The 24,706-nt window shown below is 69.5% G+C and carries 31 protein-coding genes and 1 pseudogene; 19 read left to right on the forward strand and 13 right to left on the reverse strand.

The features are described from left to right. The first annotated feature begins 105 nt into the window (after positions 1-105). Entirely contained in the window at positions 106-1,083 is a 978-nt protein-coding gene (locus ACSQ2G_RS17960) for a sterol desaturase family protein (protein WP_436033186.1), read from the forward strand. Here the strand turns inward: ACSQ2G_RS17960 and ACSQ2G_RS17965 are convergent. From ACSQ2G_RS17965 to ACSQ2G_RS17975, 3 genes are all read right to left on the reverse strand, one after another. Next, the gene (locus ACSQ2G_RS17965; RefSeq protein ID WP_436033187.1) at positions 1,080-1,832 is read right to left on the reverse strand and encodes a GNAT family N-acetyltransferase; all 753 of its coding nucleotides are present in this window, start codon (positions 1,830-1,832) and stop codon (positions 1,080-1,082) included. The genes ACSQ2G_RS17960 and ACSQ2G_RS17965 overlap by 4 nt on opposite strands. 99 nt (positions 1,833-1,931) lie before the next feature. Further along, the gene (locus ACSQ2G_RS17970; RefSeq protein ID WP_012287235.1) at positions 1,932-2,135 is read right to left on the reverse strand and encodes a cold-shock protein; all 204 of its coding nucleotides are present in this window, start codon (positions 2,133-2,135) and stop codon (positions 1,932-1,934) included. A 189-nt stretch (positions 2,136-2,324) separates the two neighbouring features. After that, positions 2,325-2,954, reverse strand: coding sequence for a TlpA family protein disulfide reductase (locus tag ACSQ2G_RS17975; protein WP_310082654.1), 630 nt, complete (start codon positions 2,952-2,954; stop codon positions 2,325-2,327). Here ACSQ2G_RS17975 and argH point away from each other — a divergent pair, their 5' ends adjacent. The 3 genes from argH to lysA all read left to right on the forward strand — a co-directional run bounded on the left by argH (position 2,955) and on the right by lysA (position 6,111). After that, a complete protein-coding gene (gene argH, locus ACSQ2G_RS17980) occupies positions 2,955-4,373 on the forward strand; it encodes an argininosuccinate lyase (protein WP_436033190.1) in 1,419 nt (472 codons plus the stop codon). Further along, complete coding sequence (locus ACSQ2G_RS17985) at positions 4,370-4,681, forward strand: hypothetical protein (RefSeq protein ID WP_436033192.1); 312 nt, start codon at positions 4,370-4,372, stop codon at positions 4,679-4,681. The genes argH and ACSQ2G_RS17985 overlap by 4 nt, the downstream gene beginning before the upstream one ends. Before the next feature lie 164 nt (positions 4,682-4,845). Continuing rightward, the gene (gene lysA, locus ACSQ2G_RS17990) at positions 4,846-6,111 is read left to right on the forward strand and encodes a diaminopimelate decarboxylase (protein WP_436033194.1); all 1,266 of its coding nucleotides are present in this window, start codon (positions 4,846-4,848) and stop codon (positions 6,109-6,111) included. Positions 6,112-6,239: 128 nt separating this feature from the next. Here lysA and ACSQ2G_RS17995 read toward each other — a convergent pair whose 3' ends face one another. Then, the gene (locus tag ACSQ2G_RS17995; RefSeq protein WP_436033196.1) at positions 6,240-6,767 is read right to left on the reverse strand and encodes a phosphoribosyltransferase; all 528 of its coding nucleotides are present in this window, start codon (positions 6,765-6,767) and stop codon (positions 6,240-6,242) included. Between the two features lie 15 nt (positions 6,768-6,782). Then, positions 6,783-7,721, reverse strand: a complete 939-nt coding sequence (locus ACSQ2G_RS18000) for an MJ0042-type zinc finger domain-containing protein (protein ID WP_436033198.1) — start codon at positions 7,719-7,721, stop codon at positions 6,783-6,785. Positions 7,722-7,777: 56 nt separating this feature from the next. On the opposite strand from ACSQ2G_RS18000, the gene ftsE reads away from it, so the two are divergent. From ftsE to ACSQ2G_RS18020, 4 genes are read left to right on the forward strand one after another with little or no spacing between them, the layout of a single operon-like run. Continuing rightward, positions 7,778-8,569: a cell division ATP-binding protein FtsE gene (ftsE, locus tag ACSQ2G_RS18005; protein ID WP_436033200.1), complete on the forward strand. Its 792-nt coding sequence runs from the start codon at positions 7,778-7,780 to the stop codon at positions 8,567-8,569. Next, positions 8,566-9,456: a cell division protein FtsX gene (locus ACSQ2G_RS18010; protein WP_436033202.1), complete on the forward strand. Its 891-nt coding sequence runs from the start codon at positions 8,566-8,568 to the stop codon at positions 9,454-9,456. The genes ftsE and ACSQ2G_RS18010 overlap by 4 nt, the downstream gene beginning before the upstream one ends. Then, the gene (locus ACSQ2G_RS18015) at positions 9,453-10,076 is read left to right on the forward strand and encodes a YdcF family protein (protein ID WP_436033204.1); all 624 of its coding nucleotides are present in this window, start codon (positions 9,453-9,455) and stop codon (positions 10,074-10,076) included. Before ACSQ2G_RS18010 ends, ACSQ2G_RS18015 begins: the two co-directional genes overlap by 4 nt. Next, on the forward strand, positions 10,073-10,783 hold the full coding sequence (locus tag ACSQ2G_RS18020) for a lysophospholipid acyltransferase family protein (RefSeq protein WP_436033206.1): 711 nt from the start codon (positions 10,073-10,075) through the stop codon (positions 10,781-10,783). Before ACSQ2G_RS18015 ends, ACSQ2G_RS18020 begins: the two co-directional genes overlap by 4 nt. A 167-nt stretch (positions 10,784-10,950) precedes the next feature. Here ACSQ2G_RS18020 and ACSQ2G_RS18025 read toward each other — a convergent pair whose 3' ends face one another. Next, complete coding sequence (locus ACSQ2G_RS18025; RefSeq protein WP_436033208.1) at positions 10,951-11,532, reverse strand: aspartyl/asparaginyl beta-hydroxylase domain-containing protein; 582 nt, start codon at positions 11,530-11,532, stop codon at positions 10,951-10,953. Between the two features lie 77 nt (positions 11,533-11,609). Here ACSQ2G_RS18025 and ACSQ2G_RS18030 point away from each other — a divergent pair, with 77 nt between their 5' ends. Next, positions 11,610-12,767, forward strand: a complete 1,158-nt coding sequence (locus tag ACSQ2G_RS18030) for an aspartyl beta-hydroxylase (RefSeq protein WP_436033210.1) — start codon at positions 11,610-11,612, stop codon at positions 12,765-12,767. Between the two features lie 16 nt (positions 12,768-12,783). Here ACSQ2G_RS18030 and ACSQ2G_RS18035 read toward each other — a convergent pair whose 3' ends face one another. Further along, positions 12,784-13,062, reverse strand: coding sequence for a type II toxin-antitoxin system YafQ family toxin (locus ACSQ2G_RS18035; RefSeq protein ID WP_436033212.1), 279 nt, complete (start codon positions 13,060-13,062; stop codon positions 12,784-12,786). A 126-nt stretch (positions 13,063-13,188) separates the two neighbouring features. Here ACSQ2G_RS18035 and ACSQ2G_RS18040 point away from each other — a divergent pair, with 126 nt between their 5' ends. Continuing rightward, entirely contained in the window at positions 13,189-13,446 is a 258-nt protein-coding gene (locus ACSQ2G_RS18040; protein ID WP_436033214.1) for a type II toxin-antitoxin system RelB/DinJ family antitoxin, read from the forward strand. Positions 13,447-13,599: 153 nt separating this feature from the next. Here the strand turns inward: ACSQ2G_RS18040 and ACSQ2G_RS18045 are convergent. Together ACSQ2G_RS18045 and ACSQ2G_RS18050 are read right to left on the reverse strand one after the other, a co-directional pair. Next, positions 13,600-13,733, reverse strand: a pseudogene (locus tag ACSQ2G_RS18045) (hypothetical protein); the annotation flags it as partial. A 49-nt stretch (positions 13,734-13,782) separates the two neighbouring features. Next, the gene (locus ACSQ2G_RS18050) at positions 13,783-14,340 is read right to left on the reverse strand and encodes a gamma-glutamylcyclotransferase (RefSeq protein WP_436033216.1); all 558 of its coding nucleotides are present in this window, start codon (positions 14,338-14,340) and stop codon (positions 13,783-13,785) included. A 28-nt stretch (positions 14,341-14,368) separates the two neighbouring features. Here ACSQ2G_RS18050 and ACSQ2G_RS18055 point away from each other — a divergent pair, with 28 nt between their 5' ends. Then, a complete protein-coding gene (locus tag ACSQ2G_RS18055; protein WP_436033218.1) occupies positions 14,369-15,379 on the forward strand; it encodes a DUF2125 domain-containing protein in 1,011 nt (336 codons plus the stop codon). A 10-nt stretch (positions 15,380-15,389) separates the two neighbouring features. Here the strand turns inward: ACSQ2G_RS18055 and ACSQ2G_RS18060 are convergent, their stop codons facing one another. After that, positions 15,390-15,710, reverse strand: a complete 321-nt coding sequence (locus ACSQ2G_RS18060) for a HigA family addiction module antitoxin (protein ID WP_436033220.1) — start codon at positions 15,708-15,710, stop codon at positions 15,390-15,392. Positions 15,711-15,746: 36 nt separating this feature from the next. Next, the gene (locus ACSQ2G_RS18065; RefSeq protein WP_436033222.1) at positions 15,747-16,034 is read right to left on the reverse strand and encodes a type II toxin-antitoxin system RelE/ParE family toxin; all 288 of its coding nucleotides are present in this window, start codon (positions 16,032-16,034) and stop codon (positions 15,747-15,749) included. 236 nt (positions 16,035-16,270) lie between these two features. Between ACSQ2G_RS18065 and ACSQ2G_RS18070 the strand changes: the two genes are divergently transcribed. The 6 genes from ACSQ2G_RS18070 (at position 16,271) to ACSQ2G_RS18095 (ending at position 20,547) form a co-directional block, all read left to right on the forward strand. Further along, complete coding sequence (locus tag ACSQ2G_RS18070) at positions 16,271-17,071, forward strand: chorismate mutase (RefSeq protein WP_310082670.1); 801 nt, start codon at positions 16,271-16,273, stop codon at positions 17,069-17,071. 32 nt (positions 17,072-17,103) lie between these two features. Beyond that, positions 17,104-18,225 carry a histidinol-phosphate transaminase gene (gene hisC, locus ACSQ2G_RS18075; RefSeq protein WP_436033224.1) on the forward strand — a complete coding sequence of 374 codons (1,122 nt, stop codon included), beginning with the start codon at positions 17,104-17,106 and terminating at the stop codon, positions 18,223-18,225. Then, on the forward strand, positions 18,222-19,160 hold the full coding sequence (locus ACSQ2G_RS18080) for a prephenate/arogenate dehydrogenase family protein (RefSeq protein ID WP_436033226.1): 939 nt from the start codon (positions 18,222-18,224) through the stop codon (positions 19,158-19,160). Before hisC ends, ACSQ2G_RS18080 begins: the two co-directional genes overlap by 4 nt. A 3-nt stretch (positions 19,161-19,163) precedes the next feature. After that, positions 19,164-19,547 (forward strand): ExbD/TolR family protein, encoded by a 384-nt coding sequence (locus tag ACSQ2G_RS18085; RefSeq protein WP_436033228.1) that lies wholly within the window; start codon positions 19,164-19,166, stop codon positions 19,545-19,547. A gap of 110 nt (positions 19,548-19,657) precedes the next feature. Further along, the gene (locus ACSQ2G_RS18090) at positions 19,658-19,960 is read left to right on the forward strand and encodes an EF-hand domain-containing protein (protein WP_436033229.1); all 303 of its coding nucleotides are present in this window, start codon (positions 19,658-19,660) and stop codon (positions 19,958-19,960) included. 227 nt (positions 19,961-20,187) lie between these two features. Continuing rightward, positions 20,188-20,547, forward strand: a complete 360-nt coding sequence (locus tag ACSQ2G_RS18095) for a potassium channel family protein (RefSeq protein ID WP_436033230.1) — start codon at positions 20,188-20,190, stop codon at positions 20,545-20,547. Positions 20,548-20,589: 42 nt separating this feature from the next. On the opposite strand, the gene ACSQ2G_RS18100 is transcribed toward ACSQ2G_RS18095, so the two are convergent. Then, the gene (locus ACSQ2G_RS18100) at positions 20,590-20,895 is read right to left on the reverse strand and encodes a hypothetical protein (protein WP_436033232.1); all 306 of its coding nucleotides are present in this window, start codon (positions 20,893-20,895) and stop codon (positions 20,590-20,592) included. A 75-nt stretch (positions 20,896-20,970) separates the two neighbouring features. Then, the gene (locus tag ACSQ2G_RS18105; RefSeq protein WP_436033234.1) at positions 20,971-21,315 is read right to left on the reverse strand and encodes a copper-binding protein; all 345 of its coding nucleotides are present in this window, start codon (positions 21,313-21,315) and stop codon (positions 20,971-20,973) included. 320 nt (positions 21,316-21,635) lie between these two features. Between ACSQ2G_RS18105 and mdoH the strand changes: the two genes are divergently transcribed. Together mdoH and ACSQ2G_RS18115 are read left to right on the forward strand one after the other, a co-directional pair. After that, positions 21,636-23,642 carry a glucans biosynthesis glucosyltransferase MdoH gene (gene mdoH / locus ACSQ2G_RS18110; RefSeq protein ID WP_436033236.1) on the forward strand — a complete coding sequence of 669 codons (2,007 nt, stop codon included), beginning with the start codon at positions 21,636-21,638 and terminating at the stop codon, positions 23,640-23,642. Positions 23,643-23,750: 108 nt separating this feature from the next. Then, on the forward strand, positions 23,751-24,653 hold the full coding sequence (locus ACSQ2G_RS18115; protein WP_436033238.1) for a cobalamin biosynthesis protein CbiG: 903 nt from the start codon (positions 23,751-23,753) through the stop codon (positions 24,651-24,653). Positions 24,654-24,706: the final 53 nt, after the last annotated feature.

Here is a 24,706-nt window from a genome sequence, read left to right on the forward strand (position 1 = left end):
CTCCGATAGCCAGGAGGCTGGTGATCGGGAGGCGGCCGAATGATCTCTGGCGCGGTGAATCTGTCGGATCTGCCGACCATTGGCGCGAGATTGCTGGCGCCGGTCGTGACGACCCTCCTGTCGCTGGGCTCAAGCTTCTCGCTCGTGGCGCTGCTGAGCGCCCTGGCCATCGGGGCCGCGCACCTCGTCGGGCGGCGACGGGCCAGGGGACGGCGCACGTCCTTGGCGTTGCTCGTACGCCTGCTGTTTCCCAAGTCGATCTGGCGCCACCCTTCCACGAAAGCCGACCTCGGCTTCCTGCTTGTGAATTTCTGGGTGACGGGGATCATCCTGGCCGGCGGCCTATGGTCCGGCTCCAAGATCAGCCTCGTCATCGGAGAGACCCTGCGCCGGTTCCTGGGCGCCGCGCCGCTGAGTGAAACCCCTGCCCTGATCATCGTGGCGGTCGGCACGGTCGCCGGCTATCTCGCCTATGAGCTGGGCTACTGGATCGATCACTATCTCAGCCACAAGGTCCCGGCCTTCTGGGCGATCCACAAGGTCCACCACACCGCCGAAGTCCTGACGCCGCTGACGGTCTTCCGGGTGCATCCGTTGGAAAGCCTGAAGTTCCACAACATCCTGGCGGTCACCGTGGGGACGACCAATGGCGTGGCGCTCTACGTCTTCGGCCCCGGCCCGCACGTCATGATGATCTTCGGCCAGAACGCGATCATGGTCGTCTTCTTCCTGGCGCTGGTGAATCTCCAGCATTCGCACGCCTGGATGACCTTCGGCGGCGGCCTGGGACGCCTGTTCGCCAGCCCGGCCCATCACCAGATCCACCATTCCGCCGACCCTCGCCACTTCGGCAAGAATTTCGGCAGCTTCCTGACGATCTGGGACAAGGTGTTTGGAACCCTGCACACGCCGGACCGCGAGCGGCCGAAGAACCTGAAGTTCGGGGCGCCCGCCCTGGAGCCCCATGGCGTCACCGGCGGGCTGATCACCCCCATGATCGAAGCCCTCGTCGCCCTGAAGCCGTCAGCCCTTCGCCAGGGCGTCGACGCGGGCCCGGCGCGGGACATGACGTCGGCCGCCTAATCCTCCACCGCCCAGTAGCGATATCCATAGGCCGGCAAGAACCCCAGGCCGCTATAGAGCCCGATGGCCGGGGCGTTGTCGGCCTCGACCTGGAGATAGGCCCGGCGGGCGCCCAGTTCCCGGGCCTCGTGCAGCAGGGCCGCCAGGATCCGGCGGGCCAGGCCCTTGCGACGGTGGCCCGGCAGGGTGCGCATGCCGAAGATCCCGGCCCATTCGCCGTCGACCGCCGTCGCGCCCAGGGCCGCGACCTGGCCGCCGACCTCCAGCCGCGCGAATCGAGCCGGCGCGGGGATGCGGCCCAGGGCGTCCAGGCGCTCGCGGGCGTCGGCGGCGTTGCCGGCGGCGCTGGCGGTCAGCACCGCCTCGAAGGCCGGGTCCGGCGCGTCGGACAGGGTGACGGCCGCGTCCGCCGCCCCCGCGACCACGCCCGAGGCCTCGCCCACCATCACCACCGTGCCGTGGGTGGGCCGGTAGCCGCGGGCGCGCAGGTGCTCGGATAGGTTGGCCGGAACCACAGCCCCGTCCGACAGCTTGAAACGGGCGGGCAGGCCGCGGGCGGCGTAGAAGGCCTCGGCCGCGTCGATGGCCTCGTCGATCGGCCGGTCGGGCTCGCCCAGCGGCCAGCAGGCGTTGATCCGCAGCGACCAGCCGTCCGAGGCGTTCAGCCGCCAGCCGCCCAGCGCCCCGCTCTGGCGCGCCGGCCAGGCCCGGTCGGCGACGATTTCGAGAAGGCGGGGATCGACGGTCATGGGTCTTCCATAGCAGACGGGCGCCGGTTCGTTGGAACCGGCGCCCGTCAAATTCGCGCGTCGAGCGAAATCGCCCGAGTTCGCGGGTCGTTCCCGAACCTAGAGCGGCTTGAGATTGTTCGCCGCGATCTTGCCGCGCTCCTCGGCGGTGTCGAAGCTGACCTTCTGGCCTTCGTCCAGGCCGCGCAGGCCCGCGCGTTCGACGGCGCTGATGTGGACGAACACGTCCTTGCCGCCATCATCGGGCTGGATGAAGCCGAAGCCCTTGGTGCCGTTGAACCATTTCACTACGCCGGTCGCCATGGCGTGTCTCCTAGAGATGCCGAGCCAATGCCCGGACAAGCGGGCGGGTAACAATCTCAGTCGTCCGGGTAGCGTTGGCAGCCCAAATCCAGGATTGCAGGCCAGAGTGGACACGCGGTCGTTGAGGGGTCAATTCAAAAAACGGCGATATCCTTAAGCGTGCGTCCCGTTTCTTTTCAGCCGGGGGCGTCAATGCTCGCGCAGCAGGGCCTCGACCAGGGCGCGGGCCTCGGGGCTGGACCAGTCGGCCTCGCCCGACATCCGCGCCCGTTCGCGCCCCTGCTTGTCGTAGATGACCGTGGTCGGATAGCCGGCGGCGCGGGGCTCCAGGTCGAACGACATCTTGTAGTCCTTGTCGCGATAGACCTGCAGCGGCGCGTTGGCGGCCATTTCCGCCTGGACCAGGTTCAGGTCGACGTCCTTGTCGACGCTGATCGGCAGCACCTTCAGCGGCTGGGTCGCGTAGGACGCCTGCAGCTTGGCCAGGGTGGGCATCTCCTTCTTGCAGGGCGCGCACCAGGTGGCCCACAGGTTCATCACCACCACCTGGCCCTTGAAGTCGGCCAGGGTCAGCGCCTTTCCGGCCCCGTCGGCGAACACCGTGGCCGGCGCGGCGCGCGGCTGGGACGGCACGTCCAGCTTCTCTAAGGACGCTTTCTTGAATTCCTTGAGGTCAACGGCGCCTGCGGGTTTGAACGAAGCCTGAGCGATGACGTATAGAACCGCCGCGACGCCGATCAGCAGAACGGCGCCGATCACCCACTTCAGCGGGCCGAGCTTGCGCGCGGCTTCTTCCCTGTCCGACTGGAATTCGCTCATATGACCGACAACGCCTCTGATAAGCCCGCCGCGAACGGCCAGGGCCAAGCCATGTGGGGCGGCAGGTTCTCGGCCAAGCCGGCGGAGCTGATGCAGGCGATCAATGTCAGCATCGGCTTCGACAAGCGCCTGTGGGCGCAGGACTTGGCGGGCTCCCGCGCCCATGCGCGGATGTTGATCAGCCAAGGCGTGATTGCAAGCGGCGACGGCGCGGAAATCCTCAAGGGGCTGGACGTCATCGAGGGCGAGATCACGGCCGGGGCCTTCCCGTTCCGCGACGAATACGAAGACATCCACATGAACATCGAGGCGCGGCTGCGCGAGCTGATCGGCCCGACGGCCGGCCGGCTGCACACCGCCCGCTCGCGCAACGACCAGGTGGCCGTCGACTTCCGCCTGTGGGTGCGCGAGGCCTGCGACCGTTCTGCAACCCAGCTGGAAGCTTTGCAAAAGGCGCTGGTGGCCCAGGCCGAGGCTTACGCCGACGCCCTGATGCCGGGCTTCACCCACCTGCAGCCGGCCCAGCCGGTGACCTTCGGCCACCACCTGATGGCCTATGTCGAGATGTTCGGCCGCGACGCCAGCCGCTTCCGCGACGCCCGCGCCCGGATGAACGAATGCCCGCTGGGCGCGGCGGCCCTGGCCGGCTCGCCCTTCCCGATCGACCGCCACCAGACCGCCGCCAGCCTGGGCTTCGACCGGCCGACCGCCAACTCGCTGGACAGCGTCTCGGCCCGCGACTTCGCCCTGGAGGCCCTGTCGGCCGCCTCGATCGCCGCCACCCACCTGTCGCGCCTGGCCGAGGAGATCGTGCTGTGGACGACGCCGATGTTCGGCTTCGTCAAGCTGACCGACGCCTTCACCACCGGCAGCTCGATCATGCCGCAGAAGAAGAACCCCGACGCCGCCGAGCTGATCCGCGCCAAGGTCGGCCGGATCCTGGGCTCGCTGACCACCCTGACCGTGGTCATGAAGGGCCTGCCGCTGGCCTATTCCAAGGACATGCAGGAGGACAAGGTTCCCACCTTCGAGGCCTTCGACGCCCTGGAGCTTTCCCTGCTGGCCATGGCCGGCATGGTCGCCGACCTGACGCCGAACACCGAAAAGATGGCCGCCGCCGCCGGCGCGGGCTTCTCCACCGCCACGGACCTGGCCGATTGGCTGGTTCGCGAACTGAACATGCCTTTCCGCGACGCCCACCACGTGACAGGCTCGGCCGTGAAGGCGGCGGAGGGCAAGGGCGTGGATCTGGCGGAACTGGCGCTGGCCGACTTGCAAGCGATCGAGCCGCGCATCACTTCTGAAATCTACACCGTGCTCACGCCCGCCGCCTCGGCGGCCAGCCGCATCAGCTATGGCGGGACCGCTCCCGCCCAGGTTCGCGCCCAGATCGCGCGTTGGAAGGAACTGCTCGGATGATCCGCCCCGCCACCCTCTTGACCCTCGCCGCCCTGGCCTTGTCGGGCGCCGGCCTGTCGGCCTGCGGCAAGCAGGCCGAGCTGGAGCGTCCCGCGCCGCTGTGGAACGCCCAGAAGAAGGCCGCCTACGAGGCCGAACGCCGCAAGGGCTCGGCCACCGCCAACCAGCCCGCCCGCGCCAACGGCACGCAAGAGACCATGGACCCGGCGTCGAGCAACCGCACGACCCGCGCCGCGCCGCTGGGCGGCACCCACGACCCGTTCGGCGGCCCCTCCGGCGCCGGCTTCCCCAGCGCGACGGGGAACTGACGGCCGCCGTGCGTCCTTCGAGGCTCGCCCCCAGAAGCAAGCAGGGGCTCGCACCTCAGGATGAGGACTTCAGTACAGCGTTCCTCATCCTGAGGCGCCCTCCGCAGGAGGGCCTCGAAGGACGCAGGGCGCATCGGCGAACAGCCGTCCAGAAAGACACCGACGTGAACCATTTCGAATACGGCCCCGAGGGCCTCGCCTGCGAAGGCGTCCCGCTGGCGCGCATCGCGGCCGAGGTCGGCACGCCGGTCTATGTCTATTCCCGCGCCACCCTGGAGCGGCACTTCACGGTGTTCCACGGCGCCCTGGTCGCCGCCGGGATCGTCGATCCGCTGGTCGCCTATGCGGTCAAGGCCAATTCCAACGTCGCGGTGCTGAAGGTGCTCGGCAACCTCGGGGCCGGGGCCGACACGGTGTCGGAGGGCGAGGTGCGCCGCGCCTTGGCGGCAGGCATCCCCGGCGAGCGCATCGTGTTCTCGGGCGTGGGCAAGAAGCGCGGCGAGATCGCCTTCGCCCTGCGGGCCGGAGTCGCCGAGATCAATGTCGAGTCCGAGCCCGAGCTGAACCTGATCGCGGCCGTCGCCGCCGAGCTGGGCGTCAAGGCCAAGGTCGCGTTCCGGGTCAATCCCGACGTCGCGGCCGGCGGCCACGCCAAGATCGCCACCGGCAAGTCCGAGAACAAGTTCGGGGTGTCGTTCGCCGAGGCCGCCCGCCTCTACGCCAATGCCAGCAACCACGCCCACCTCGAGCCGATCGGCGTGGCCTGCCACATCGGCAGCCAGATCACCGACCTGACGCCGATGCGTCAGGCGTTCGGCAAGATGCGGGGCCTGGTCGAGCAACTGCTGGGCGAGGGCCTGCACGTCGAGCGCCTCGACCTGGGCGGCGGCCTGGGCGTGCCCTATTTCGACATGCCCGAACCGCCCTCGCCGGCCGAGTTCGCGGTGATGGTCGCCGAAGCGGTCCAGGGCCTGCCGGTGAAGCTGGCCTTCGAGCCGGGCCGGGTGATCGCCGCCAACGCCGGGGTGCTGGTCAGCGAGGTGATCCACGTCCACGAGCGGCCGGAGGGCAAGCGCTTCCTGGTCATCGACGCGGCGATGAACGACCTGATCCGCCCGGCCATGTACGACGCCTTCCACGACATCCGCCCGGTGATCCCGCGCGCCGGGGAAACGACCTACGACGTGGTCGGCCCGATCTGCGAGACCGGCGACACGTTTACACGTGAACGTTTGTTGCCGCCGCTGGCGGCAGGCGAGCTGGTGGCCTTCATGTCGGCCGGAGCCTATGGCGCGGCCATGGCCAGCGAGTACAACACCCGGCCTCTGGTCCCCGAGGTGCTGGTCGACGGCGACCGCTTCGCGGTGATCCGGGCGCGGCCGTCTTATGAGGAGATGCTGGGGCGGGATCTGACGCCGGAGTGGGTGTAGCGAACTCAGATCCTCCCCCTGTGGGGGAGGTGTCGGCGCAGCCGACGGAGGGGGAGGTCGCGAGATGGGTCTACTCCCCCCACCGGCGCCTTCGCGCCGCCTCCCCCAAAGGGGGAGGGTCTAAGGTCTTAGTCCAGCGCCCCGATATACGGCAGGCCGCGGCTTTTGCCCTCGTCGTCGAGGCCGTAGCCGACCAGGTAGCGCGCCGGCGCTTCCCAGGCCACGAAGTCGGGCTCGATGCGCGGCTTGTCCCAGGGCTTGCGGGCGAAGACGGCGGTCAGGACTTCGCTGGCGCCGGCGTCCTTGACCAGGCGGGCCGCCTCGCCCAGCGACAGGCCGGTGTCGAGCACGTCGTCCACCACCAGGGCGCGGCGGCCGATCAGCGGGCGCTGCAGGTCGGCGCGGACCTCGCAGCGGCCCGAGCTCTTGCGCTCGTCGTGGTACGAAGCCAGCCACAGGGCGTCGAAGCGCACGTCGCGCCCGGCCCGCCACAGGGCCCGGGTCAGGTCGGCGGCGAACCACAGGCCGCCGGTCAGCAGGCAGACGGCGACGGTGTCGTTGTCGATGCGCGGGGCGATGGCCTTGGCCAGGGCTTCCACCCGCGCGGCGATTTCTTCCTGGGAAATCAGAACTTCGGGGGCGCCGCGATCGGTCATGTCAGGTTTTCTGGGTCAATGATGGTCGGCCGGGGCCGGTTCGACCGCTCCGGTCTCATGACCCGGGGGCTCCTGTCCAGTCTCTTGCGTCTCTTCCACCGCGGGCGCCGCGCCGGCCGCGATCTCGGCCGGCTGGTCCTGGACGCCCCGCAGCGACGGCGCCTCGGGGTTGGAGACCCTGTCGACATGGCCGGCCGGCCCCGCATGCCTGGCCGCGCCCGGTTCCAGGGCAAAGCCGATCTCCAGGGTGTTGGCCGTGCGCGGCGGATCCAGCAGGGTCACCGAGAAGTGCCGGGTCTGGCTGGGCGGGATCAGCGGATCGGCGGCGGCGGCCAGCCTTCCGGCCACCCGCTTCTCATGCTTGTTCAGCAGGGCCACGCGCAGCGGCGGCGTGGTCACGGCGTGGTCGGTGATGTTGCGCAACACGCCGGTGACGGTAATGACGGCGTGGCCGTCCTGCATCGAGGGCTCGGCCTTCAGGTCCTCGACCACCAGGCCGACGGTGTTGACGGGACGGTTTATGAACGCGTAGGCCCCCGCCGTGCCAGGCCACAGCTTGGCGACGTTGATGTTGTTGAGCCACGCCGCGCCCAGCAGCAGAAGCATCACGGCGACCATGCCGCCCCAGACGAGGCCCGTGGTCTTGGCTTCCTTCAGGCGGCGCTCGGCGTCGGCCCGGGCCCGAAACACCTTGGGCAGCTCCTCGCCCGGCAATTGGTCGACGGGCGTCTCGGAATCGTCGGCGGCGGAGTCGGTCGCGCCCCCCAGCGCGGTCAGGTTCGGCTCGCCCGCCAGGTCGGCGGCCGAGGGCTCATCGAACAGGTCCAGGGCGTCTTCGTTGCGGGCCGTCCAGCGCGTCCCGCAGGCCGCGCAACGCACGACACGACCAGCCGCGCCGACCTTGGAGTCATCGACGAAATAGCGGCTGGCGCACTCGGGACAGGTCAGTATCATGGCCGCGAATCGGACGCTCCCCGCTCCTACACACGAGGTCGCCGATTTTGCCAGCCATGTCCACACGACCCAGCGACACACCCTTGCGCACCGATGACGTCCAGGATGGCGGCGCCGTCCCCGTGGTGCGCTTCGAGGGTGTCTCGATGCGGTACGGACGGGGGCCGGAAACGCTCAGCGATCTCAGGTTCACCCTACGCCCAGGGTCTTTCCATTTCCTCACCGGCCCGTCGGGCGCGGGCAAGAGTTCGCTGCTGAAACTGATCTATCTGGCCCACCGTGCGTCACGGGGTCGCGTCGAGCTGTTCGGCCGCGACATCAGCCTGACCCGGCCCGAGGACCTGCCGTTCGTGCGCCGCCGGATCGGGGTGGTGTTCCAGGACTTCCGCCTGCTGGACCACCTGCCGGTGTTCGACAACGCCGCCCTGCCGCTACGCATCGCCGGCCGCAAGCCGGCCAGCTACCGCGAGGACGTGGCCGAGCTGCTGCAGTGGGTGGGGCTGGGCGAGCGCATGCACGCCCTGCCGGCCACCCTGTCGGGCGGCGAGAAGCAGCGCCTGGCCATCGCCCGCGCCGTGGTCGACCGTCCCGACGTGCTGCTGGCCGACGAGCCCACGGGCAATGTCGACCCGGCCATGTCGCTGCGCCTGCTGCGATTGTTCGTCGAGCTGAACCGCCTGGGCACCACGGTGCTGATCGCCACCCACGACGAGGACCTGGTCGCCCGCGCCAACCGCCCGACCCTGCACCTGGAGAACGGCCGCCTGGTCGATGTCGCCGACGCGTCGTCGGACCGGGACTATGGCCCGGGCCATGACGACGAGGACGACGCGGAGGACGAGGCATGAGCGCCTTCTCCGTCGCCCGCTGGAAGCCCGGCCAGCTGCTGCCGCCGCGCGACGCCCGCGACGGCTCGCTGGTGTTCGTCGTCGCGGTGCTGTGCTTCCTGGCCTGCCTGACGGCCCTGGCGGCCCTGGCCTCGACCCGCGCCGCCACCGGCTGGACCGCCCAGCTGACCGGCTCGGCGACGGTGGTCGTCCGCCCCCGCGCCAGCGAAAGCCCCGACAGCGCCGCGGCCCGCGCCGCCGAGACCCTGTCGGGCGTCAAGGGCGTGACCGAGGCCCGCGCCCTGTCCAAGGACAAGGCCGAAGCCCTGCTCGAGCCGTGGATCGGCCGCGAGGCCCTGATCGCCGACCTGCCCGTGCCGCGCCTGGTGACCCTGGACCTGGATCCCAAGGCCCCCGCCACGGCCGCGGTGCTGAACAAGGCCCTCAAGGACGCCAATGTCGACGCCGTGGTCGACGACCACAGCCGCTGGATCGCCGACATCGAGCGCGCGGCGCGCCTGGCCGGCTGGGCCGCCATCGGGGTCTTCGGCCTGATCGCCACGGCGGCGGCGGCCGTGATCGTCTTCGCCACCCGCGCCGCCCTGACCGCCCGCCACGACATCGTCGAGGTGCTGCACCTGTCGGGGGCCGAGGACGGCTTCATCGCCAACCTGTTCCAGAACCGCTTCGCCGGCATGGCCTTCTTCGCCGGCTTGCTGGGCGGGGCGGGCGCGGCCATGATCGGGGCGGCGGCGCGGTTCGTGGGGGGCGGCCAGGGCCTGACGCCGGTCCTGCCGCTGGCCTGGATCGATCTCCTGGCGCCCCTGCCCTGCCCGCTGGTGGCGGCGCTGGTGGCCGGGATCGCGGCCCGCGCCGCGTCCCTGCGCCTGTTGAGAGGCATGCCGTGAAGAGCTTCGCCGCGCTGCTGATCCTGGTGATGGTCTGGTTCGTGGGCCTGCTGGCCTTCACCAGCCGCGTGGACCAGTCCACGCCGGCCCAGGAACCGCCGGTGGCCGACGGGGTGGTGGTGCTGACAGGGGCCTCGAACATCCGGTTGGAGGCGGCGACCAAGCTGCTGGAAGCCGGCAAGGGCAAGCGCCTGCTGATCTCCGGCGTCAACCGCGAGGCGTCCCGGGAAGACGTGCTGGGCGTGACCAAGGCGGTGCGGCCGATCTACGACTGCTGCATCGACCTGGGCTACGCGGCCGCCGACACCATCGGCAACGCCAGCGAAAGCGCCGAGTGGGCCAAGGCCAAGGACTATCACAGCCTGATCGTCGTCACCGCCGACTACCACATGCCCCGCTCGATGCTGGAACTGCACGCGGCCATGCCCGACGTGACCCTGCACCCCTACCCCGTGGTCACCGAGAGCCTGAACGCCCACCGCTGGTGGAAAGGCGGCACGAGCGCCCGGCGGATGATCGTGGAATACTGCAAGTACCTGGCGATCCTGGGCCGTGAGGCGTTCCTCAAGCTGGGTCCGCGGGAAAAGGCCGACCCGAAACCGGCGAAGGAAGCCTCTTGATCTATCTGCGTTCGTTCCTGTTCCAGCTGTTCTTCTGGCCGTGGTCGGTGGTGTGGGCGATCGGCATGATCGTCACCTATCCCCTGCCCCGCCGCGCCAACACATGGTCGCTGTCGACCTGGTCCAAGGGTCTGATCTGGGGCCTGCGCTGGCTGGCCGACATCAAGGTCGAGGTGCGCGGCGAACAGTACCGGCCCACCGGCCCGGCCCTGGTCGCGGCCAAGCACCAGTCGATGTTCGACGTCTTCAGCCAGTTCGCCCTGCTGCCCGACGCCTGCTTCGTGATGAAGAAGGAACTGCTGATGGTGCCGCTGTTCGGCTGGCACGGGCTGAAGGCCCGGATGATCGTCGTCGACCGCCACGGCCATTCGACGGCGCTGAAGAAGCTGGTGCGCGACGCCGTCGACCGCATGAAGGAGACCCGCCAGGTCGTGATCTTCCCGGAGGGCACGCGTGGCGAGGTCGGCGTGCCCGGCGACTACAAGCCCGGCATCGCGGCGCTGTACCGGGAGATGAACCTGCCGGTCACGCCCCTGGCCCTGAACTGCGGCGTCCACTGGCCGCGCGGCTGGCTGCGCCCGCCGGGCACGATCGTGTTCGAATACCTGCCGCCGATCCCCGCCGGCCTGAAGCGCGGCGAGTTCATGCGCGAGCTGCAGACCCGGATCGACAACGCGACCAAGGCGCTGGAGGCCGAGGGGCTGTAGGGCGCGCGCCGTTTGGCTACCCCAACAGTTGTCATCCCGGAAGCCTCGCAGAGGCTGTCCGGGACCCAGGGGACTGGGCGGATGCGGTGCGGCTGTCCTGGGTCCCGGACAAGCGCTGCGCGCTTTCCGGGATGACAACCGTTGGGGATCGAAGCCGAATTCGAGACCTAACTTTCAACAAGCTCGGTCTCGAACACCCCCCGCAGCCAGTCGTCCGCCACCAGGTCCAGCACCAGGTGCACGCGGTCGGTGGTCCCGCGGTTGGCCACCGCGTGCGGGTCGCTGAGGCGCAGGTACCAGGCCTGGCCCGCCGCCATCTCGACGCGCGAGCCGTTGAGCCGGAACTCGACATCGGGGTTGGTGACCACCGGCACGTGGATGCGGGCCGCGCCGGACTCGATGTCCAGGTCCAGGTCCGCGTGCTCCTTGATCACCGAGCCGGCGCCTAGCCGCATCAGGCGCACGCCGCGCACTTCGCAGGCGAAGGCGGCGATGACCTCCCGGAAGGCGGAACAGGCCGCCAGTATCGGCGTGTCGACGAACTGGGTGACGGTCGGATCCGAATAGATCATCCGGATCGGATGGGTCTCGCCCGCCGCGCAGCGCAGCGGGATGACGCTCCAGTCGCCCTCGTAGTTCTGCTGGACGTAGTGGGCGGTCCAGGACGTGGCCGCCAGGGCGTCGAGGTCGCGGGCCAGCCGGGCCGGGTCGAAGCTCAGCGGCAGTTGCAATCTGTCCGGGAACGCCATCCAGTGACGCTATCGGGCCGCGAGCGGCCTCACAAGTCCCGACTGGAGACGCGATGCCAGCCAGACTGGAGACCAGGATGTCCGTTGCGGATCCTCTGACGGCGCTGCGGGCACTGGTCCTGCGCGACGTCGTCCTGCAGGACGCGCTGGGCGAGGTCGAGAACTTCGCGGTGTTCGCCGAGCGCACGGCCGAGGCGGCGCGGGCGCGGGGCGCCGCCATCGACGCCGAGACGGTGCGGAGCCTGCTCTACACGACCTTCCAGCCGCCCCTGATCGACGGGTTCACACCGGGGCCCGGCTGGCTGCCGGCCGAGGTGACGGAGGTGGACGGTCGCGCCGCGATCACCTGGCTGCGCTTCGGCCGGCGGCGGCTGGTCGAGGCTTTCTACGATGACTCGCTGGTCCGCCGGCGCTTCCTGCCGTTCAATCGGCTGTTCGGCGTCCGCACCGCCCTGAGCGATCTGGAGGCCTGGACCGCCGCCCTGCCTGCCCTTCGGCCCGCCGGCCTGATTTTCCACATGTCGCGCTGCGGCTCGACCCTGACGGCCCAGATGCTGGCCGCCTCACCCGCCAACGTGGTGTTGTCCGAGGCCGCGCCGCTCAACGCCGTCACCCGGCGGGGCGACCTGGACGACGGCGCCAAGGTCGCCCTGCTGCGGGCCATGGTCGCCGCCCTGGGCCAGGCGCGGAACGGCGAAAGCCGGCTGTTCCTCAAGCTGGACTGCTGGCACAGCCGCGACCTGCCGCTGTTCCGGCGCGCCTTTCCGGACACGCCCTGGGTGTTCCTCTATCGCGAGCCGATCGAGGTGATGGTCTCGCAGACCCGGCGGCGCGGCGTGCAGATGGTGCCCAGCCTGGTCCCGCCGGCGACCTTCGGCGTCGACCTGGCGGACGGCGTGCCCAACGACGACTACTGCGCGCGGGTGCTGGCGGCGGTGTGCGAAGCCGCCGTGCGGCACTATCCGATCGGCGGCGGCCGACTGGTGAACTATCGCCAGCTGCCCGAGGCGCTGTTCACGGAGATCCTGCCGCACTTCGGGGTGACGCCCTCGGACGTGGAGGCGAGCGCCATGCGCGCCGCCGCGATCCGCGACGCCAAGGCCCCCGAGCAGGCCTTCACGCCCGATGGGCAGGACAAGCGGCAGGCGGCGACACCGGCGCTGCGGGCGATCTGCGAGCGCCGGCTGGACACAGTGTATCGGCGGCTGGAGGCGATGCGGGCGGCGGGAGAGTAGGCGCATCCCTTTGCGCCTAGCCGAACAACTCGCTGTGCGAGCCCAGGCGGACAAGCTCAATAGCGGTGCTGGTCTTGCGATAGATCAGCACCAAGTCCGGCTTTATGTGACAGTCACGATGACCCTTCCACGCGCCCTTGAGCGGGTGGTCCTTATTGACGACAGGCAAGGCCGCTTCGCCTACCAACAGGTCCAAGATCGGCTTCAAGAGATCGTCGAGGTCGTTGGCGTGCCGCCCGGCCTTCTCGCGCTTGTAGTCGCGCTTGAAGATCCCGGTGTAGCTAAGTTCCAACATCACACGATCCCCCGATCGGTCGCGGCGCCTTCGGCAGCGGGCGGCGCGGGCGGCGTCAAAATTTGACCTTGAAAATTTTGTAGCTACATTGTGGCCACAGCCTTCGGGCTCACATAGGAATTCGACATGGCTTCGGTTGAAACAGTGCGGGCGCGGATCGAGCCTGACGTCAAGCGGGATGCGACCGCCGCGCTCGCCGCCATGGGCCTGACCGTCTCTGACGCCATCCGCTTGATGCTTGTCCGGGTCGCTGCGGAAAAGGCGTTGCCTTTCGACGTGCGAACCCCGAACGCGACCACTCGCGCCGCTATGAAGGCCGCCGAGCGAGGCGAAGTGACCAAGGTCGCGAACGTTGACGCGCTCTTTTCGGATCTGAACGACTAGCGCACGCGTGCGCATCCTCTCTGGGGGAACCAGGGGTACTGAGGGCGCTGCATCATGGGCCGGAAGTTCGGTTTCTGGCTGATGCACCGATCCGGCACACTTGCAACGACCTCACCAGGCTCTGTGGACAGTTAGGCGTTTAACGCCGGTGCGCCGCCCTCGTCCTTCGACAGGCTCAGGATGAGGTCTACTGGTCGGGCGGCTCGGTAGAATTCCTCATCCTGAGCCTGTCGAAGGACGAGGAATTCGGCCCAAGAAGTTGAACCGGGCGTCCCCGGTCTGAACAACGAGGCCCGGGATGACGGTGTTTAAAAAGATCCGTCGAGGAACGATCCGCTAGGCCCCTTCCCGCGCCTCAACCATCTTCAGCAGCGTCTCCATGGCGTGGTCGCGCACGCCGTCCTCTCGCAGGTGCATGACCAGGTCGCGCAGATAGTCGATGTTGCGGCCCGACAGGCCCTGGGCGCCGGCGATCAGTTCGGCCTGCTGCTCCAGGGTCAGCGCCCCCGCCCATTGGCCGTGTTTCCTGTCGGAGAGGAACACCAAGGACCTAACCTTGCCGTTCCCATCGATCTTCAGCTCGGACCAGGCCTCGAAATAGGTTTCGGTCGGCTGCTCGCGCTCGCGCAGATAGGCGTAGACCTCGGGCCATTGCGCGGCCGCCACCCGGTAGGCGACGCCACGCACCGCCCCGCCCGGGGCCAGGCCCAGCACCAGGCCCGGCCGCTCGTAGGTGCCCCGGTGGTGGACCGAATAGATGCAGAAGGCGCGCCGGCGCCCATGGAGCACCGCGGTTCTTCGCTCTATGAACGGGAACCCGGGCCGCCACATCAGCGATCCATATCCGAACACCCAGCGGTCTTCGCCGTCCGCCCGCTCGTCCACAACGCTCATCACTGTTCCCGACCGGAGCCGCCCTTTCATGACCCATAACGCCGCCGCTCCGTCCCGCAAGCCCCGGCGTCGCGGTCTGCTGGCGCCTTTCGTCATTCTGGCGATCGTCGCCATCGGCTGGAGCATCGGCTGGCTGTGGCTGCGCGGTCAGGCCGAGCAGCGGATGGACGCCACGGCCCTGTCGCTGAAGTCGCGCGGCTATGACCTGTCGTGGGAGGCCCGCGCCTTCAGCGGCTATCCGTTCCGCATGGACGTGCGGCTGGTCAACGCCCGGGTCGCCGAGCCCTCAGGCTGGGCCCTGCGCGCGCCGGAGCTGAACGGCGAGGCCAACGCCTACGACATCGGCCACTGGGTGATCGTCGCGCCCCGGGGGGTGATCATGACCCGGCCGATCAACGGCGACGTGCAGATCACCGGCCAGGCCCTGCGCGCCAGCTTCGCCGGCTTCAAGCAATATCCGCCGCGCATCTCGGTGGAGGGCGCGAACCTGGTCTTCACGCCCGTGGCCGGCGCCGCGCCGTTCCCGCTGCTGTCGGCGGCGGGCCTGCAGCTGCACTTGCGGCCCGGACCCGACGACCAGGGCGCGATCTTCTTCGAGGCCAAGGGGGCCAAGGCCCGCTTCACCGGCCTGCTGGGCCGCGTCGCCGCCGACCGCACCGCCGACCTGGTCTGGGATTCCAAGATCAGCAAGATCAGCGCCCTGCACGGAGCCAGCTGGGCCGACGCGGTGGGCGACTGGTCCGACGCCGGCGGGACCCTGACCGTCCAGCAAGGCAGGCTGACCGCCGGCGAGGCGCTGCTGGACGCCAAGTCCGGAGCCCTGACCGTCGACGACGACGGCCGCCTGCGGGGCGCGCTGGACGTCACGGTCCGCGAGGTCCCCACGCCCGGCCAGGCGCTGAAGAGCCCGGAAGCCGCCGCCGCCGCGGTCGCCCAGGCCCTGGGCCGCGACCCGACCCTGTCAGCCACGCTGAAGTTCGACAACGGCCGCACGCGCCTGGGCCTGTTCGACACCGGGCCGGCGCCGCGGGTTTACTGAGCCCTCGGCTTCAGGCCGCGGCCTCGATCGGCTCGATCGAGGCGATGTCGTCCGCGAGCGCCCGCTTGGCCGTCTCCAGATCGTAGCGGGTCTGCAGGTTCAGCCAGAACTGGGCGGTCGCGCCGAACAGCTTCTCGAGGCGCAGGGCCGTATCGACCGTCACCGGCGTCTGGCCCCGCACCAACTTCTCGATACGCGGCCGCGCGATGTGCAGACGCCTCGCCGTCTTGCCCGGCGAAAGGCCGAACGGCCTGATGAATTCCTCCAGCAGGATCTCGCCCGGGTGGACCGGGGCGAGCGGATCTGCGGAGGCGGCGATGCTGGCGCTCATCGCGATCTCCTCTCGGTTTGGCTAGGCCGGCGAAGCCTAGTGATAGTCCACGAACTCCACGTCGGCCGGACCGGCCGCCGTCCACCTGAACACCAGCCGGAACTGGTCGTTCACGCGGATCGAATGCTGTCCCGTCCGATCACCCGAAAGGGCCTCCAGCCGGTTGCCCGGCGGAACGCGGAGATCCTCGAGAACGGTCGCCGCCTGCAGCATCTCCAGTTTTCGCTTCGCCGGGCGCAGCAGGTCGGAAGGAAAGCCCTTGCCGGGATTGATACCGTCAAAGATCGCCCTGGCCCGCTGGTCCTTGAAGCTCTGGATCGCCATTCACGTCGTCCGCCCTCGCCGGAGAACGTATCTCGAAGCGACACAGAATTCAATCAAAACGTATCTCGACGCGATACGCGATAAGAAATAGCACGAGCGCCTGATCCAAGCCCCGCCCGCCTGTCCGTCGGGCGCCGACCAATGTTCTTCAAGCGCAACTTTATTCCCACCATCGCGCCCTATTGCGCCCCCGGCGGCAAAGTCTATGGTCCGGCCTCCAATTTCGGGGATAAATCATGGGTAGCGACGCGGGCGATGCGACGCCTTCGCTGGACGAGGTCCGATGGCGTATCGACGCCATCGACGGTGAGCTGCTGGCCCTGCTGGACGAGCGGGCGGGCCTGGCGCGCGCGGTGGCGGCGGCCAAGCAGGCGGCCGGCGACACCGGCTTCGGCCTGCGTCCCGGCCGCGAGGCCCTGATCGTCCGCAAGCTGGTCGAGGCCCCCCGCAAGGCCGCCAGCGACGCCCTGGTCATCCGCGTCTGGCGCGAGCTGATGGCCGACAGCCTGGCCCGCCAGGGTCCCTATCACCTGACCGTCTGGGGCGGCTCCAATCCCGCCCGGGCCGTCGAACTGACCCGCCTGCGGTTCGGCGTCGCCCCGCCGATGACCGTGGCCGCCACCGACAAGGAGGCCCTGGCCGCCGCCAAGACCCCGTGGGGCGTCGGCGTGCTGGGCCTGGTCCCCGACAACGCCTGGTGGGGCCGGCTGCTGGCCGAGCCGCGGCTGAAGATCTTCGCCGCCCTGCCCTGCCTGGAGCGCTGGGGCCCGCAGGTCGCCTTCGCCGTCGCCGAGGTCGAGGTCGAGCCGACCGGCGGCGACCAGACCTTCTGGGTCACCGACAGCCCCAAGGCCGCCGCCGCCATTATCGAAGCCCTGTCCGCCGACGGCGTGGCCGCCGAGCTGGTCGCCGAGGCCGGCGGGCTGAAGCTGTTCGCCCTGCTGGGCTTCTACCAGGCCGACGACGCGCGCCTGGCCCGCGCGCCGGGTTCCCTTACGGGCGTCATCGGGGCTGCGCCCACCCAGTTCGACGTGTAAGAAGACCGCCTCTTCGCTCCCGAGTTCCCTCGATGACCGTTCCGACCACCGACCGCTTCGCCGCGCCGCGCCCCACGCCCAAGCCGGGCATCCTCGACATCGCCGCCTATGTGGGCGGCAAGTCGAAGATCGAGGGCGTCGCCCATCCGGTGAAGCTGTCGAGCAACGAGAACATCCTGGGCAGCAGCGACAAGGCCAAGGCCGCCTATCGCGACGCCGTCGACCGGATGCACATGTACCCGGACGGCAAGGGCTCGGCCCTGCGCGCCGCCATCGCCGCCCACTACCGCCTCGAGGTCGAGCGCATCACCCTGGGCGACGGCTCGGACGAAATCTTCGCCCTGCTGAACCAGGTCTATCTCGAGCCCGGCGACAACATCGTGCAGGGCGAGCACGGCTTCGCCGCCTACGCCATCGGGGCCCGCGCCTGCCAGGGCGAGGTGCGCTTCGCCAAGGAGCCGGGCCAGCGCGTCGCCGTCGACGAGATCGTCAAGTGCGTGGACGAGCGCACCCGCCTGGTGTTCATCGCCAACCCCGCCAATCCGACCGGCACCTGGCTCACGGGCGAGGAGATCCGCGCCCTGCACGCCGCCCTGCCGCCCTCGGTGGTGCTGGTGCTGGACGGGGCCTATGCCGAGTTCTGCACCGACCCGCGCTTCGAGGACGGGCTGGACCTGGCCCGGACGGCCGAGAACGTCATCGTCACCCGCACCTTCTCCAAGCTGCACGGCCTGGCCGCCCTGCGCGTGGGCTGGGGCTATGGCCCGGCCGGGATCATCGAACCGCTGGAGCGCATCCGCCCGCCGTTCAACACCTCGATCCCGGCCCAGGACGCGGCCATCGCCGCCCTGGCCGACCTGGACTTCCAGCAGCGCTCTGTCGCCCTGGTCGAGCAGTGGCGCGCCTGGCTGACCCAGCAGATCGGCGGCCTGGGCCTGGAGGTCACCCCCTCGGCGGCCAATTTCGTGCTGATCAACTTCCCGGCCGCGCCCGGCAAGACCGCGCTTGAGGCCGAGGCGTTCCTGGCCTCGAAGGGCTACCTGGTCCGCGCCGTGGGCAACTACAACCTGCCTAACGCCATCCGCGTCACCGTGGGGCTGGAAGAGCACAACCGGGCCGTGGTCGACCTGCTGCGCGAGTTTGTGTCGCGATGAGCCATCCCGGTATCCTGTACCCCAAGATGACCGTGATCGGCTGCGGCCTGATCGGCGGCTCGATCATCCGCGCGGCCCGCGAGCACGGCGTGGTCGGCCAGGTCACCGTCGTCGACGCCAGTGAGGCCCACCGCGCCCGGGTGGTCGAGCTGGGCATCGCCGACCACGTGACCGGCGACATCGGCGAGGCCGTTCGGGACGCCGACCTGGTGGTCATCGCCACGCCGGTGCTGTCGACGGCCGAGGTCGCCGCCTCCCTGGCCCCGCACCTGAAGCCGGGCGCCACCCTGACCGACGTCGGCTCGACCAAGGCCAATGTCGTCGAGGCGTTCAAGGCGCTCGATCTGTCGAAGGTCTTCGTCATCCCCGGCCACCCGATCGCCGGCACCGAGCAGTCTGGCCCCGACGCCGGCTTCGCCGAGCTGTTCGAGAACCGCTGGACCATCCTGACCCCGGCCGAGAGCGACGACGAGGCCTACGCCGCGGCCGTCGCCCGGCTCAGCGCCTTCTGGCGGGCGTTCGGCGCCCAGGTCGAGCTGATGGACGACAAGCACCACGACCTGGTGCTGGCCGTGGTCAGCCACCTGCCCCACCTGATCGCCTACACCATCGTCGGCAGCGCCGCCGACCTGGAGAACGTCACCGAGAGCGAGGTGATCAAGTTCTCGGCCTCGGGCTTCCGCGACTTCACCCGCATCGCCGCCAGCGACCCGACCATGTGGCGCGACATCTTCGTGGCCAACAAGGACGCGGTGCTGGAGATGCTGGGCCGGTTCACCGAGGACCTGCAGGCCATGAGCCGGGCCATCCGCTGGGGCGACGCCGACACCCTGCACGCCCACTTCACCCGCACCCGCGCCATCCGCCGCGGCATCGTCGCCGCCGGCCAGGAAAGCGCCGAGCCGAACTTCGGCCGCGACCGCGGGAAGCACTAGGCCGTGAGCTGGAAGCGCATCCTGGGCCTGGCGCTGGCGTCGATCGCCCTGGCGCTGGTGGTCTGGGGCCTGTTCCTTCCGTTGACGACGGTGTCGATCAAGGTCGACCTGCCGCCGGCCCGACCGTCCAAACCCGTCGAGCCCAAGGCGGTTGAGATTTTCATCGACGCCAACGGCGCGATCCAGGTCAACGGCCGGCCTTCGAGCCTGGACGCCCTGGCCAGCGATGTCGGCGCCGTCTCCACGGCGCGGGACAAGAACCAGCAGCAGGTGATGATCCGCGCGTCGGAGACCATAAGCTACGATACCTACATGGCGGTGCTTGAACGGCTGCGCGGCGCGGGCTGGCGCAAGGTCGGCCTCATCAACGAGGCCATTGCCAACTGACCTGCCCATCAAGGGCCTGGCAGGCTGCCTCAATGGCGCCCAACGCCGCAATACAGCCGCAACATCCGGCCCTAATGATCGCCACAGGGACGCACCGCCAAGGACACCCCATGCGCCGCAAGATCACCGCCCTCGCCCTGGCCACGCTGGCCGCCTTCGCTGCCGCCGGCTCGGCTCAGGCCCGGATGCCGTCGCCCGAAAAGGTCTTCAAGGCCTGGGACAAGAACGCCGACGGCTCCATCGACAAGGACGAGTGGATCGCCGCCGGCCGCAAGGAAAAGCGCTTCACCCAGGCCGACACGGACGGCGACGGCAAGGTCTCGCTGGAGGAGCTCAGAGCCGGCATGGCCCGCATGAAGACGCACCCGGCCGCGCCGACGACGGGCGAGCAGACCCCGCCCGCCGAACACTAGGCGGATCGATACTCAAGACCGTGCGTGGCCCTCGTCCTTCGACAAGCTCAGGATGAGGACCATTTACAGGCTCAGCAGTCGAAAACCTCATCCTGAACTTGTCGAAGGACGAGGTTTTCGCCCCGAGCCGAAGTTCGATCAGACCCAGGCAAACGACCAGGGATTGAGTTGGCGCTGGACCGGTTCCGGGAGGCTTGGCTAAGGTCGGCCTCTTTCGGGAGGGGTCCATGCTCAAATACGTCGACAGCATCAAGGAACTTCTGGCGCTCTACGCCGTGCTGCTCGTGGCCGGGGCCGGAGCCTACGCCGCCTTCGAGCACAAGCCGTTCGTCGACGCGCTCTGGTGGGCCTGCGTCACCGCCACCACCGTCGGCTACGGCGACATATACCCCGCCACGACCGGCGGCCGCATCGTCGCCGTGGTGCTGATGCACGTGACCCTGCTGTTCATCCTGCCGCTGCTGATCGGCAACATCTGCTCGCGCTGCGTCAAGGACCAGAACGAATTCAGCCACACCGAGCAGGAGGAGCTGAAGGCGGCCCTGCGCCGGCTGGAGGACAAGCTCGACCGGGCGGAACGGGCCTAGGGCGGATCCAAGTTCGGCCTGGAGGCCGCGTTCCGTTCCGCCTCAGGTGATGTGCTTGGCGCTGGGCGGATCGCTGGCCGGGAAGCTTTCCTCCAGGCTCTGGTCGATCAGGGCCTCCTGGCGGTCCTCGGCCTGGTCGACATGCTCGGCCAGGTGGTCGGGCTTCTCGCCCTCCGGCAGCGGCTCGACCTTGCGGCTGGTCGGGGTGTCGGGGGTCTGGAAGGCCTCCTTGACCTCGGTCTCGGAGACGCGATCCTCGGGATGGCCGGGCTGGCCTAGGTCCTGGGCCTGGGAGAAGTCGCCCAGCACCCCGGGGCGCGAGCCTTGCGGCGCGGTGTCGTCAGCCATGGTGATGTCCTTGAAGTTGGACCCGATCAACGGCCGCCTCCGACCGCCGTTCCATGGCTGGGCCGGGGAAACGCCCTAGCGCGCCTTCAATTCGGTCAGTTCCCAGGCGTCGCCGACCTTGTGAAACTTGAAGGCTATCCGCGCCCCGGGCGTCAGCGGCGCCTCGGCCAGGATGTCGCCATAGGCCTGGAAGACGGTGCGCCCCGCCGCCAGTTTCGCCCCGCTCGCGCCCTCGTGATCGAGCGTTACCGCCTGGCCCTCGAGCCCGGCGATAACGCCCGTCGAATCGTATTCCGGGCCCGCCGGAAGCACCGCCGCAACCGTCGCCGGGCCTTCCGACGCGGTTTTCGCCGGCTTGCCCGGACCGCAGGAAGCAAGCGCCACCATCAGGAGGCCGGCCGATATTGCTTTGATTTTCATGGGTTTATCAGTTTTAGAGATTCAGCGGATCAATCCGAACACGTCACTCATACAAGGTTTTTTGCCGCAAGTGCGAAAAGCCCGGCGATTGTGGTAGCGATTTTGTGATCGAAGTTTTACTCTAAGCCCTGCCGACGGCTCTCCACGTCGGCTATCGAGACAGGCCAGACCGTCCGAACCGAGCGCGCCGATCCTAGCGGAGACGATCCCTAGCGACCCCGGCGCGTCCCGTGAAGGCCGGCCTTGCGCCTCTCGAGCCCCCTTCGGAGAGGCCCGGCCCTCGGACCTGTCCGAACCGGACAGCCGAGACGATGGACCTGATGAGCGAACGCGGCGCTTTCTTCGACCTGACCTCCTCGCGGAGCGTCGCCTACGACATGGCGGTCTCCACCAGCGATCGGGTCGAAATCCCCGCCGACGCGCCCCTGGCCATGCCGGTCCAGCCGCTGGCCTTCTGGCAGGGCCAGGCCAAGCCGGTGGCTACGGCTCGCGACAATCTGGTCCTGCGTCGCTGGGGCGTGTTCGTCGCCACCGCGATCATGGCTTTCGCCGGCTGGCGCGCCACCTACGACACCATCGCCCTGGGCGGCGTCACCCGCCTGGAAGCCGTGGTCCTGACCCTGCTGGTCCCGCTGTTCCTGGCCCTGGCCCTGTGGTTCTGCACCGCCGTGGTCGGCTTCGTGGTGCTGCTGGGCAAGCCCCGCGACCCGCTGGGCATCGACGACTCCGCCGCCTCGCCCATGCCGCGGCCCAAGGCCCGCACGGCGATCCTGATGCCGGTGCACAACGAGGACGCCGCCGAGGTGTTCGCCCGCCTGCGCGCCATGGACGCCTCGCTGCACGAGACCGGCGCCAGCCGCGCCTTCGACATCTTCATCCTCAGCGACACCCGCGACGCCGCCGTGGCCCTGGCCGAGCAGGCCTGCTTCGCCCGCTTCCGCCGCGAGGCCAACAGCCACGTCTTCTATCGCAAGCGCACCCAGAACACGGGCCGCAAGGCCGGCAACATCGCCGACTGGGTCGCCCGCTGGGGCGGCGACTACGAGCACATGCTGGTGCTGGACGCCGACAGCCTGATGACCGGCGAGGCCATGGTCCGCCTGGCCGACGCCATGGAGCGCCATCCGCGCGTCGGCCTGATCCAGACCATGCCGATGATCATCAACGGCCAGACGATCTTCGCCCGCACCCTGCAGTTCGCCACCCGCCTTTACGGTAGAGTTGCGTGGACGGGCTTGGCCTGGTGGTCGGGTTCGGAGAGCAGCTTCTGGGGCCACAACGCCATCGTCCGCACCCGCGCCTTCGCCGAGACCTGCGGCCTGCCCAGCCTGGACGGCCCCAAGCCGTTCGGCGGCGAGGTGATGAGCCACGACGCCCTTGAAAGCGCCCTGCTGCGCCGCGGCGGCTGGGGCGTGCACCTGGCCCCCTATCTGGGCGGCTCCTACGAGGAGAGCCCCTCCAACCTGCTGGACTTCGCCACCCGCGACCGCCGCTGGTGCCGGGGCAACGTGCAGCACATCCCGCTGGTCGGCCTGCCCGGCCTGCACTGGATGAGCCGCCTGCACCTGGTGATCGGCGTGCTCAGCTACGTGCTCTCGCCCCTGTGGTTCGTGGCCCTGTCGTCGGGGATCATCTCGCGCATGCTGATGCCCGAGCTGAAGAAGGCCGCCTTCACCATGGCCGATCTGCAGGCCGCGGCCCACGCCCTGATCGACTGGCGCGAGATCCAGGCCACCGCCTGGGCGATGATCATCACCTTCGTCCTGCTGTTCGGCCCCAAGATCCTGGGCTCGATCCTGGTGTTCTCGCGCAAGAACGAGATCAAGGGCTTCGGCGGCCGCCGCAGGATCCTGGCCGGCCTGGGCGTGGAGATGCTGCTCTCGGCCCTGGTCGCTCCGATGCTGATGTTCACGCAGACCCGCGCCCTGGTCGAGATCCTGGCCGGCAAGGTCGGCGGCTGGGCGACCCAGCGCCGCGACGCCGACAAGGTCACCGGCAAGGAGGCCTTCGCGGCCATGGGCTGGATCAGCGTCACCGGCGTGGTGCTGGCCGTGGCCTTCTGGTTCACGCCCGACCTGCTGACCGCCACCCTGCCGATCCTGGCCGGCCTGATCCTGGCCGTGCCGCTGACCATGCTGGGCGCCCACAAGCTGGCCGGCCTGGGCGTCAAGTCCAACGGCCTGTTCATGACCCCGGAGGAGCGCCGCCCGCCGGCCATCGTCCGCGCCGCCCTGGGCCCGGCCTGCGAGCCGCCCGCCCGCTGGTTCAGCCGCCAACCGGCCCCGGTGCTGGTCGCCGAGCCGGCGGCGGAACGGAACGCCGCCTAGGGCCGTATCGGTCCAGCGTCCGATAGCGCCTTTCCCGCCTTAAGGGTGGTCGCCTTCGCCCGACCGGAGTAGAAGCGCGCTTCGTTCAATCCAAACGGAGCGTCCGCCGTGTCGCGCCTCTTCAGCGCCTATGTGATCGTCGACTGGAGCGCGGCGGCCAAGCCGACCACGGGGGCGGATTCCGTGTGGATCGGCGTGATGAAGCGCGACGTGCGCTTCCGCCTGACCTTCGAAAGCTTCAACCCGCCCACCCGCCAGGAGGCCGAGGCCAAGCTGGCGACGATCCTCGACGACCTGAAGAAGCGGGGCGAGCGGGCCCTGGTCGGCTTCGACTTTCCGCTGGGCTTCCCGCGTGGCGTCTCGGCGGCCCTGGCGCTGAAGGGCGACCATCCCTGGCGCGCGGTCTGGGACCAGCTGGCCAAGATGGTCAAGGACAAGGCCGACAACACCAACAATCGCTTCGGCGTCGGTTCGGAGCTGAACCGTCGGCTGACCGGCGGGCCGTTCCCGTTCTGGGGCTGCCCGCCCAAGGACGCCCTGACCACCCTGCAGCCCAAGCGCACCCGCGAGCACGGGCCCGACGACCTGCCGGAGTTCCGCCATGCGGACCTGGCGGCGAAAGGCGCGGCCTCGATCTGGAAGCTCTATTACAACGGCTCGGTCGGCGGCCAGGCGATCGTCGGCATCCCGGCCGCCCGCCGGCTGAAGGACGCCCGCGGCGACGCCGCCCGGGTCTGGCCGTTCGAAACCGGCTTCAAGGCCCTGACCGAGGCCGACCTGGACGGCGTGCAGGTGGTGATCGCCGAGGTCTACCCCTCGCTGGTCAAGGCCACCCCGGCCCCCGGCGAGATCAAGGACGCCGCCCAGGTGCGGGCCCTGGCCGAGCACTTCGCCAAGCTCGACGAGGCCGGCAAGCTGGCCGCCCTGTTCGGGCCGAGCAAGGACGCGCCGGCCGACCTGGTGGTGGACGCGCAGACCGAAGAAGGCTGGATCCTGGGGGCGGCGATCTAAGCCGCGCCCTCCGACGGGGACAGGCACATGTGCCTGTCCCCAGCCGCGCCTGT

This window comes from Caulobacter sp. LjRoot300 (genome assembly GCF_964253875.1).
Taxonomy (GTDB): domain Bacteria; phylum Pseudomonadota; class Alphaproteobacteria; order Caulobacterales; family Caulobacteraceae; genus Caulobacter.

Coding starts and splice junctions, on each gene's coding strand:
- ACSQ2G_RS18050 (WP_436033216.1), bottom strand. CDS start 14,340: ATGAGCGTTGTGGACGAGCGGGCGGACGGCGAAGACCGCTGGGTGTTC.
- ftsE (WP_436033200.1), top strand. CDS start 7,778: ATGTCCACACGACCCAGCGACACACCCTTGCGCACCGATGACGTCCAG.
- ACSQ2G_RS17970 (WP_012287235.1), bottom strand. CDS start 2,135: ATGGCGACCGGCGTAGTGAAATGGTTCAACGGCACCAAGGGCTTCGGC.
- ACSQ2G_RS18040 (WP_436033214.1), top strand. CDS start 13,189: ATGGCTTCGGTTGAAACAGTGCGGGCGCGGATCGAGCCTGACGTCAAG.
- mdoH (WP_436033236.1), top strand. CDS start 21,636: ATGAGCGAACGCGGCGCTTTCTTCGACCTGACCTCCTCGCGGAGCGTC.
- ACSQ2G_RS18105 (WP_436033234.1), bottom strand. CDS start 21,315: ATGAAAATCAAAGCAATATCGGCCGGCCTCCTGATGGTGGCGCTTGCT.
- ACSQ2G_RS17975 (WP_310082654.1), bottom strand. CDS start 2,954: ATGAGCGAATTCCAGTCGGACAGGGAAGAAGCCGCGCGCAAGCTCGGC.
- argH (WP_436033190.1), top strand. CDS start 2,955: ATGACCGACAACGCCTCTGATAAGCCCGCCGCGAACGGCCAGGGCCAA.
- ACSQ2G_RS18000 (WP_436033198.1), bottom strand. CDS start 7,721: ATGATACTGACCTGTCCCGAGTGCGCCAGCCGCTATTTCGTCGATGAC.
- hisC (WP_436033224.1), top strand. CDS start 17,104: ATGACCGTTCCGACCACCGACCGCTTCGCCGCGCCGCGCCCCACGCCC.
- ACSQ2G_RS18065 (WP_436033222.1), bottom strand. CDS start 16,034: ATGGCGATCCAGAGCTTCAAGGACCAGCGGGCCAGGGCGATCTTTGAC.
- ACSQ2G_RS17965 (WP_436033187.1), bottom strand. CDS start 1,832: ATGACCGTCGATCCCCGCCTTCTCGAAATCGTCGCCGACCGGGCCTGG.
- ACSQ2G_RS18025 (WP_436033208.1), bottom strand. CDS start 11,532: ATGGCGTTCCCGGACAGATTGCAACTGCCGCTGAGCTTCGACCCGGCC.
- ACSQ2G_RS17995 (WP_436033196.1), bottom strand. CDS start 6,767: ATGACCGATCGCGGCGCCCCCGAAGTTCTGATTTCCCAGGAAGAAATC.
- ACSQ2G_RS18060 (WP_436033220.1), bottom strand. CDS start 15,710: ATGAGCGCCAGCATCGCCGCCTCCGCAGATCCGCTCGCCCCGGTCCAC.
- ACSQ2G_RS18100 (WP_436033232.1), bottom strand. CDS start 20,895: ATGGCTGACGACACCGCGCCGCAAGGCTCGCGCCCCGGGGTGCTGGGC.
- ACSQ2G_RS17985 (WP_436033192.1), top strand. CDS start 4,370: ATGATCCGCCCCGCCACCCTCTTGACCCTCGCCGCCCTGGCCTTGTCG.
- ACSQ2G_RS18090 (WP_436033229.1), top strand. CDS start 19,658: ATGCGCCGCAAGATCACCGCCCTCGCCCTGGCCACGCTGGCCGCCTTC.
- ACSQ2G_RS18030 (WP_436033210.1), top strand. CDS start 11,610: ATGTCCGTTGCGGATCCTCTGACGGCGCTGCGGGCACTGGTCCTGCGC.
- ACSQ2G_RS18080 (WP_436033226.1), top strand. CDS start 18,222: ATGAGCCATCCCGGTATCCTGTACCCCAAGATGACCGTGATCGGCTGC.
- ACSQ2G_RS18070 (WP_310082670.1), top strand. CDS start 16,271: ATGGGTAGCGACGCGGGCGATGCGACGCCTTCGCTGGACGAGGTCCGA.
- ACSQ2G_RS18055 (WP_436033218.1), top strand. CDS start 14,369: ATGACCCATAACGCCGCCGCTCCGTCCCGCAAGCCCCGGCGTCGCGGT.
- ACSQ2G_RS18010 (WP_436033202.1), top strand. CDS start 8,566: ATGAGCGCCTTCTCCGTCGCCCGCTGGAAGCCCGGCCAGCTGCTGCCG.
- ACSQ2G_RS18035 (WP_436033212.1), bottom strand. CDS start 13,062: ATGTTGGAACTTAGCTACACCGGGATCTTCAAGCGCGACTACAAGCGC.
- ACSQ2G_RS18095 (WP_436033230.1), top strand. CDS start 20,188: ATGCTCAAATACGTCGACAGCATCAAGGAACTTCTGGCGCTCTACGCC.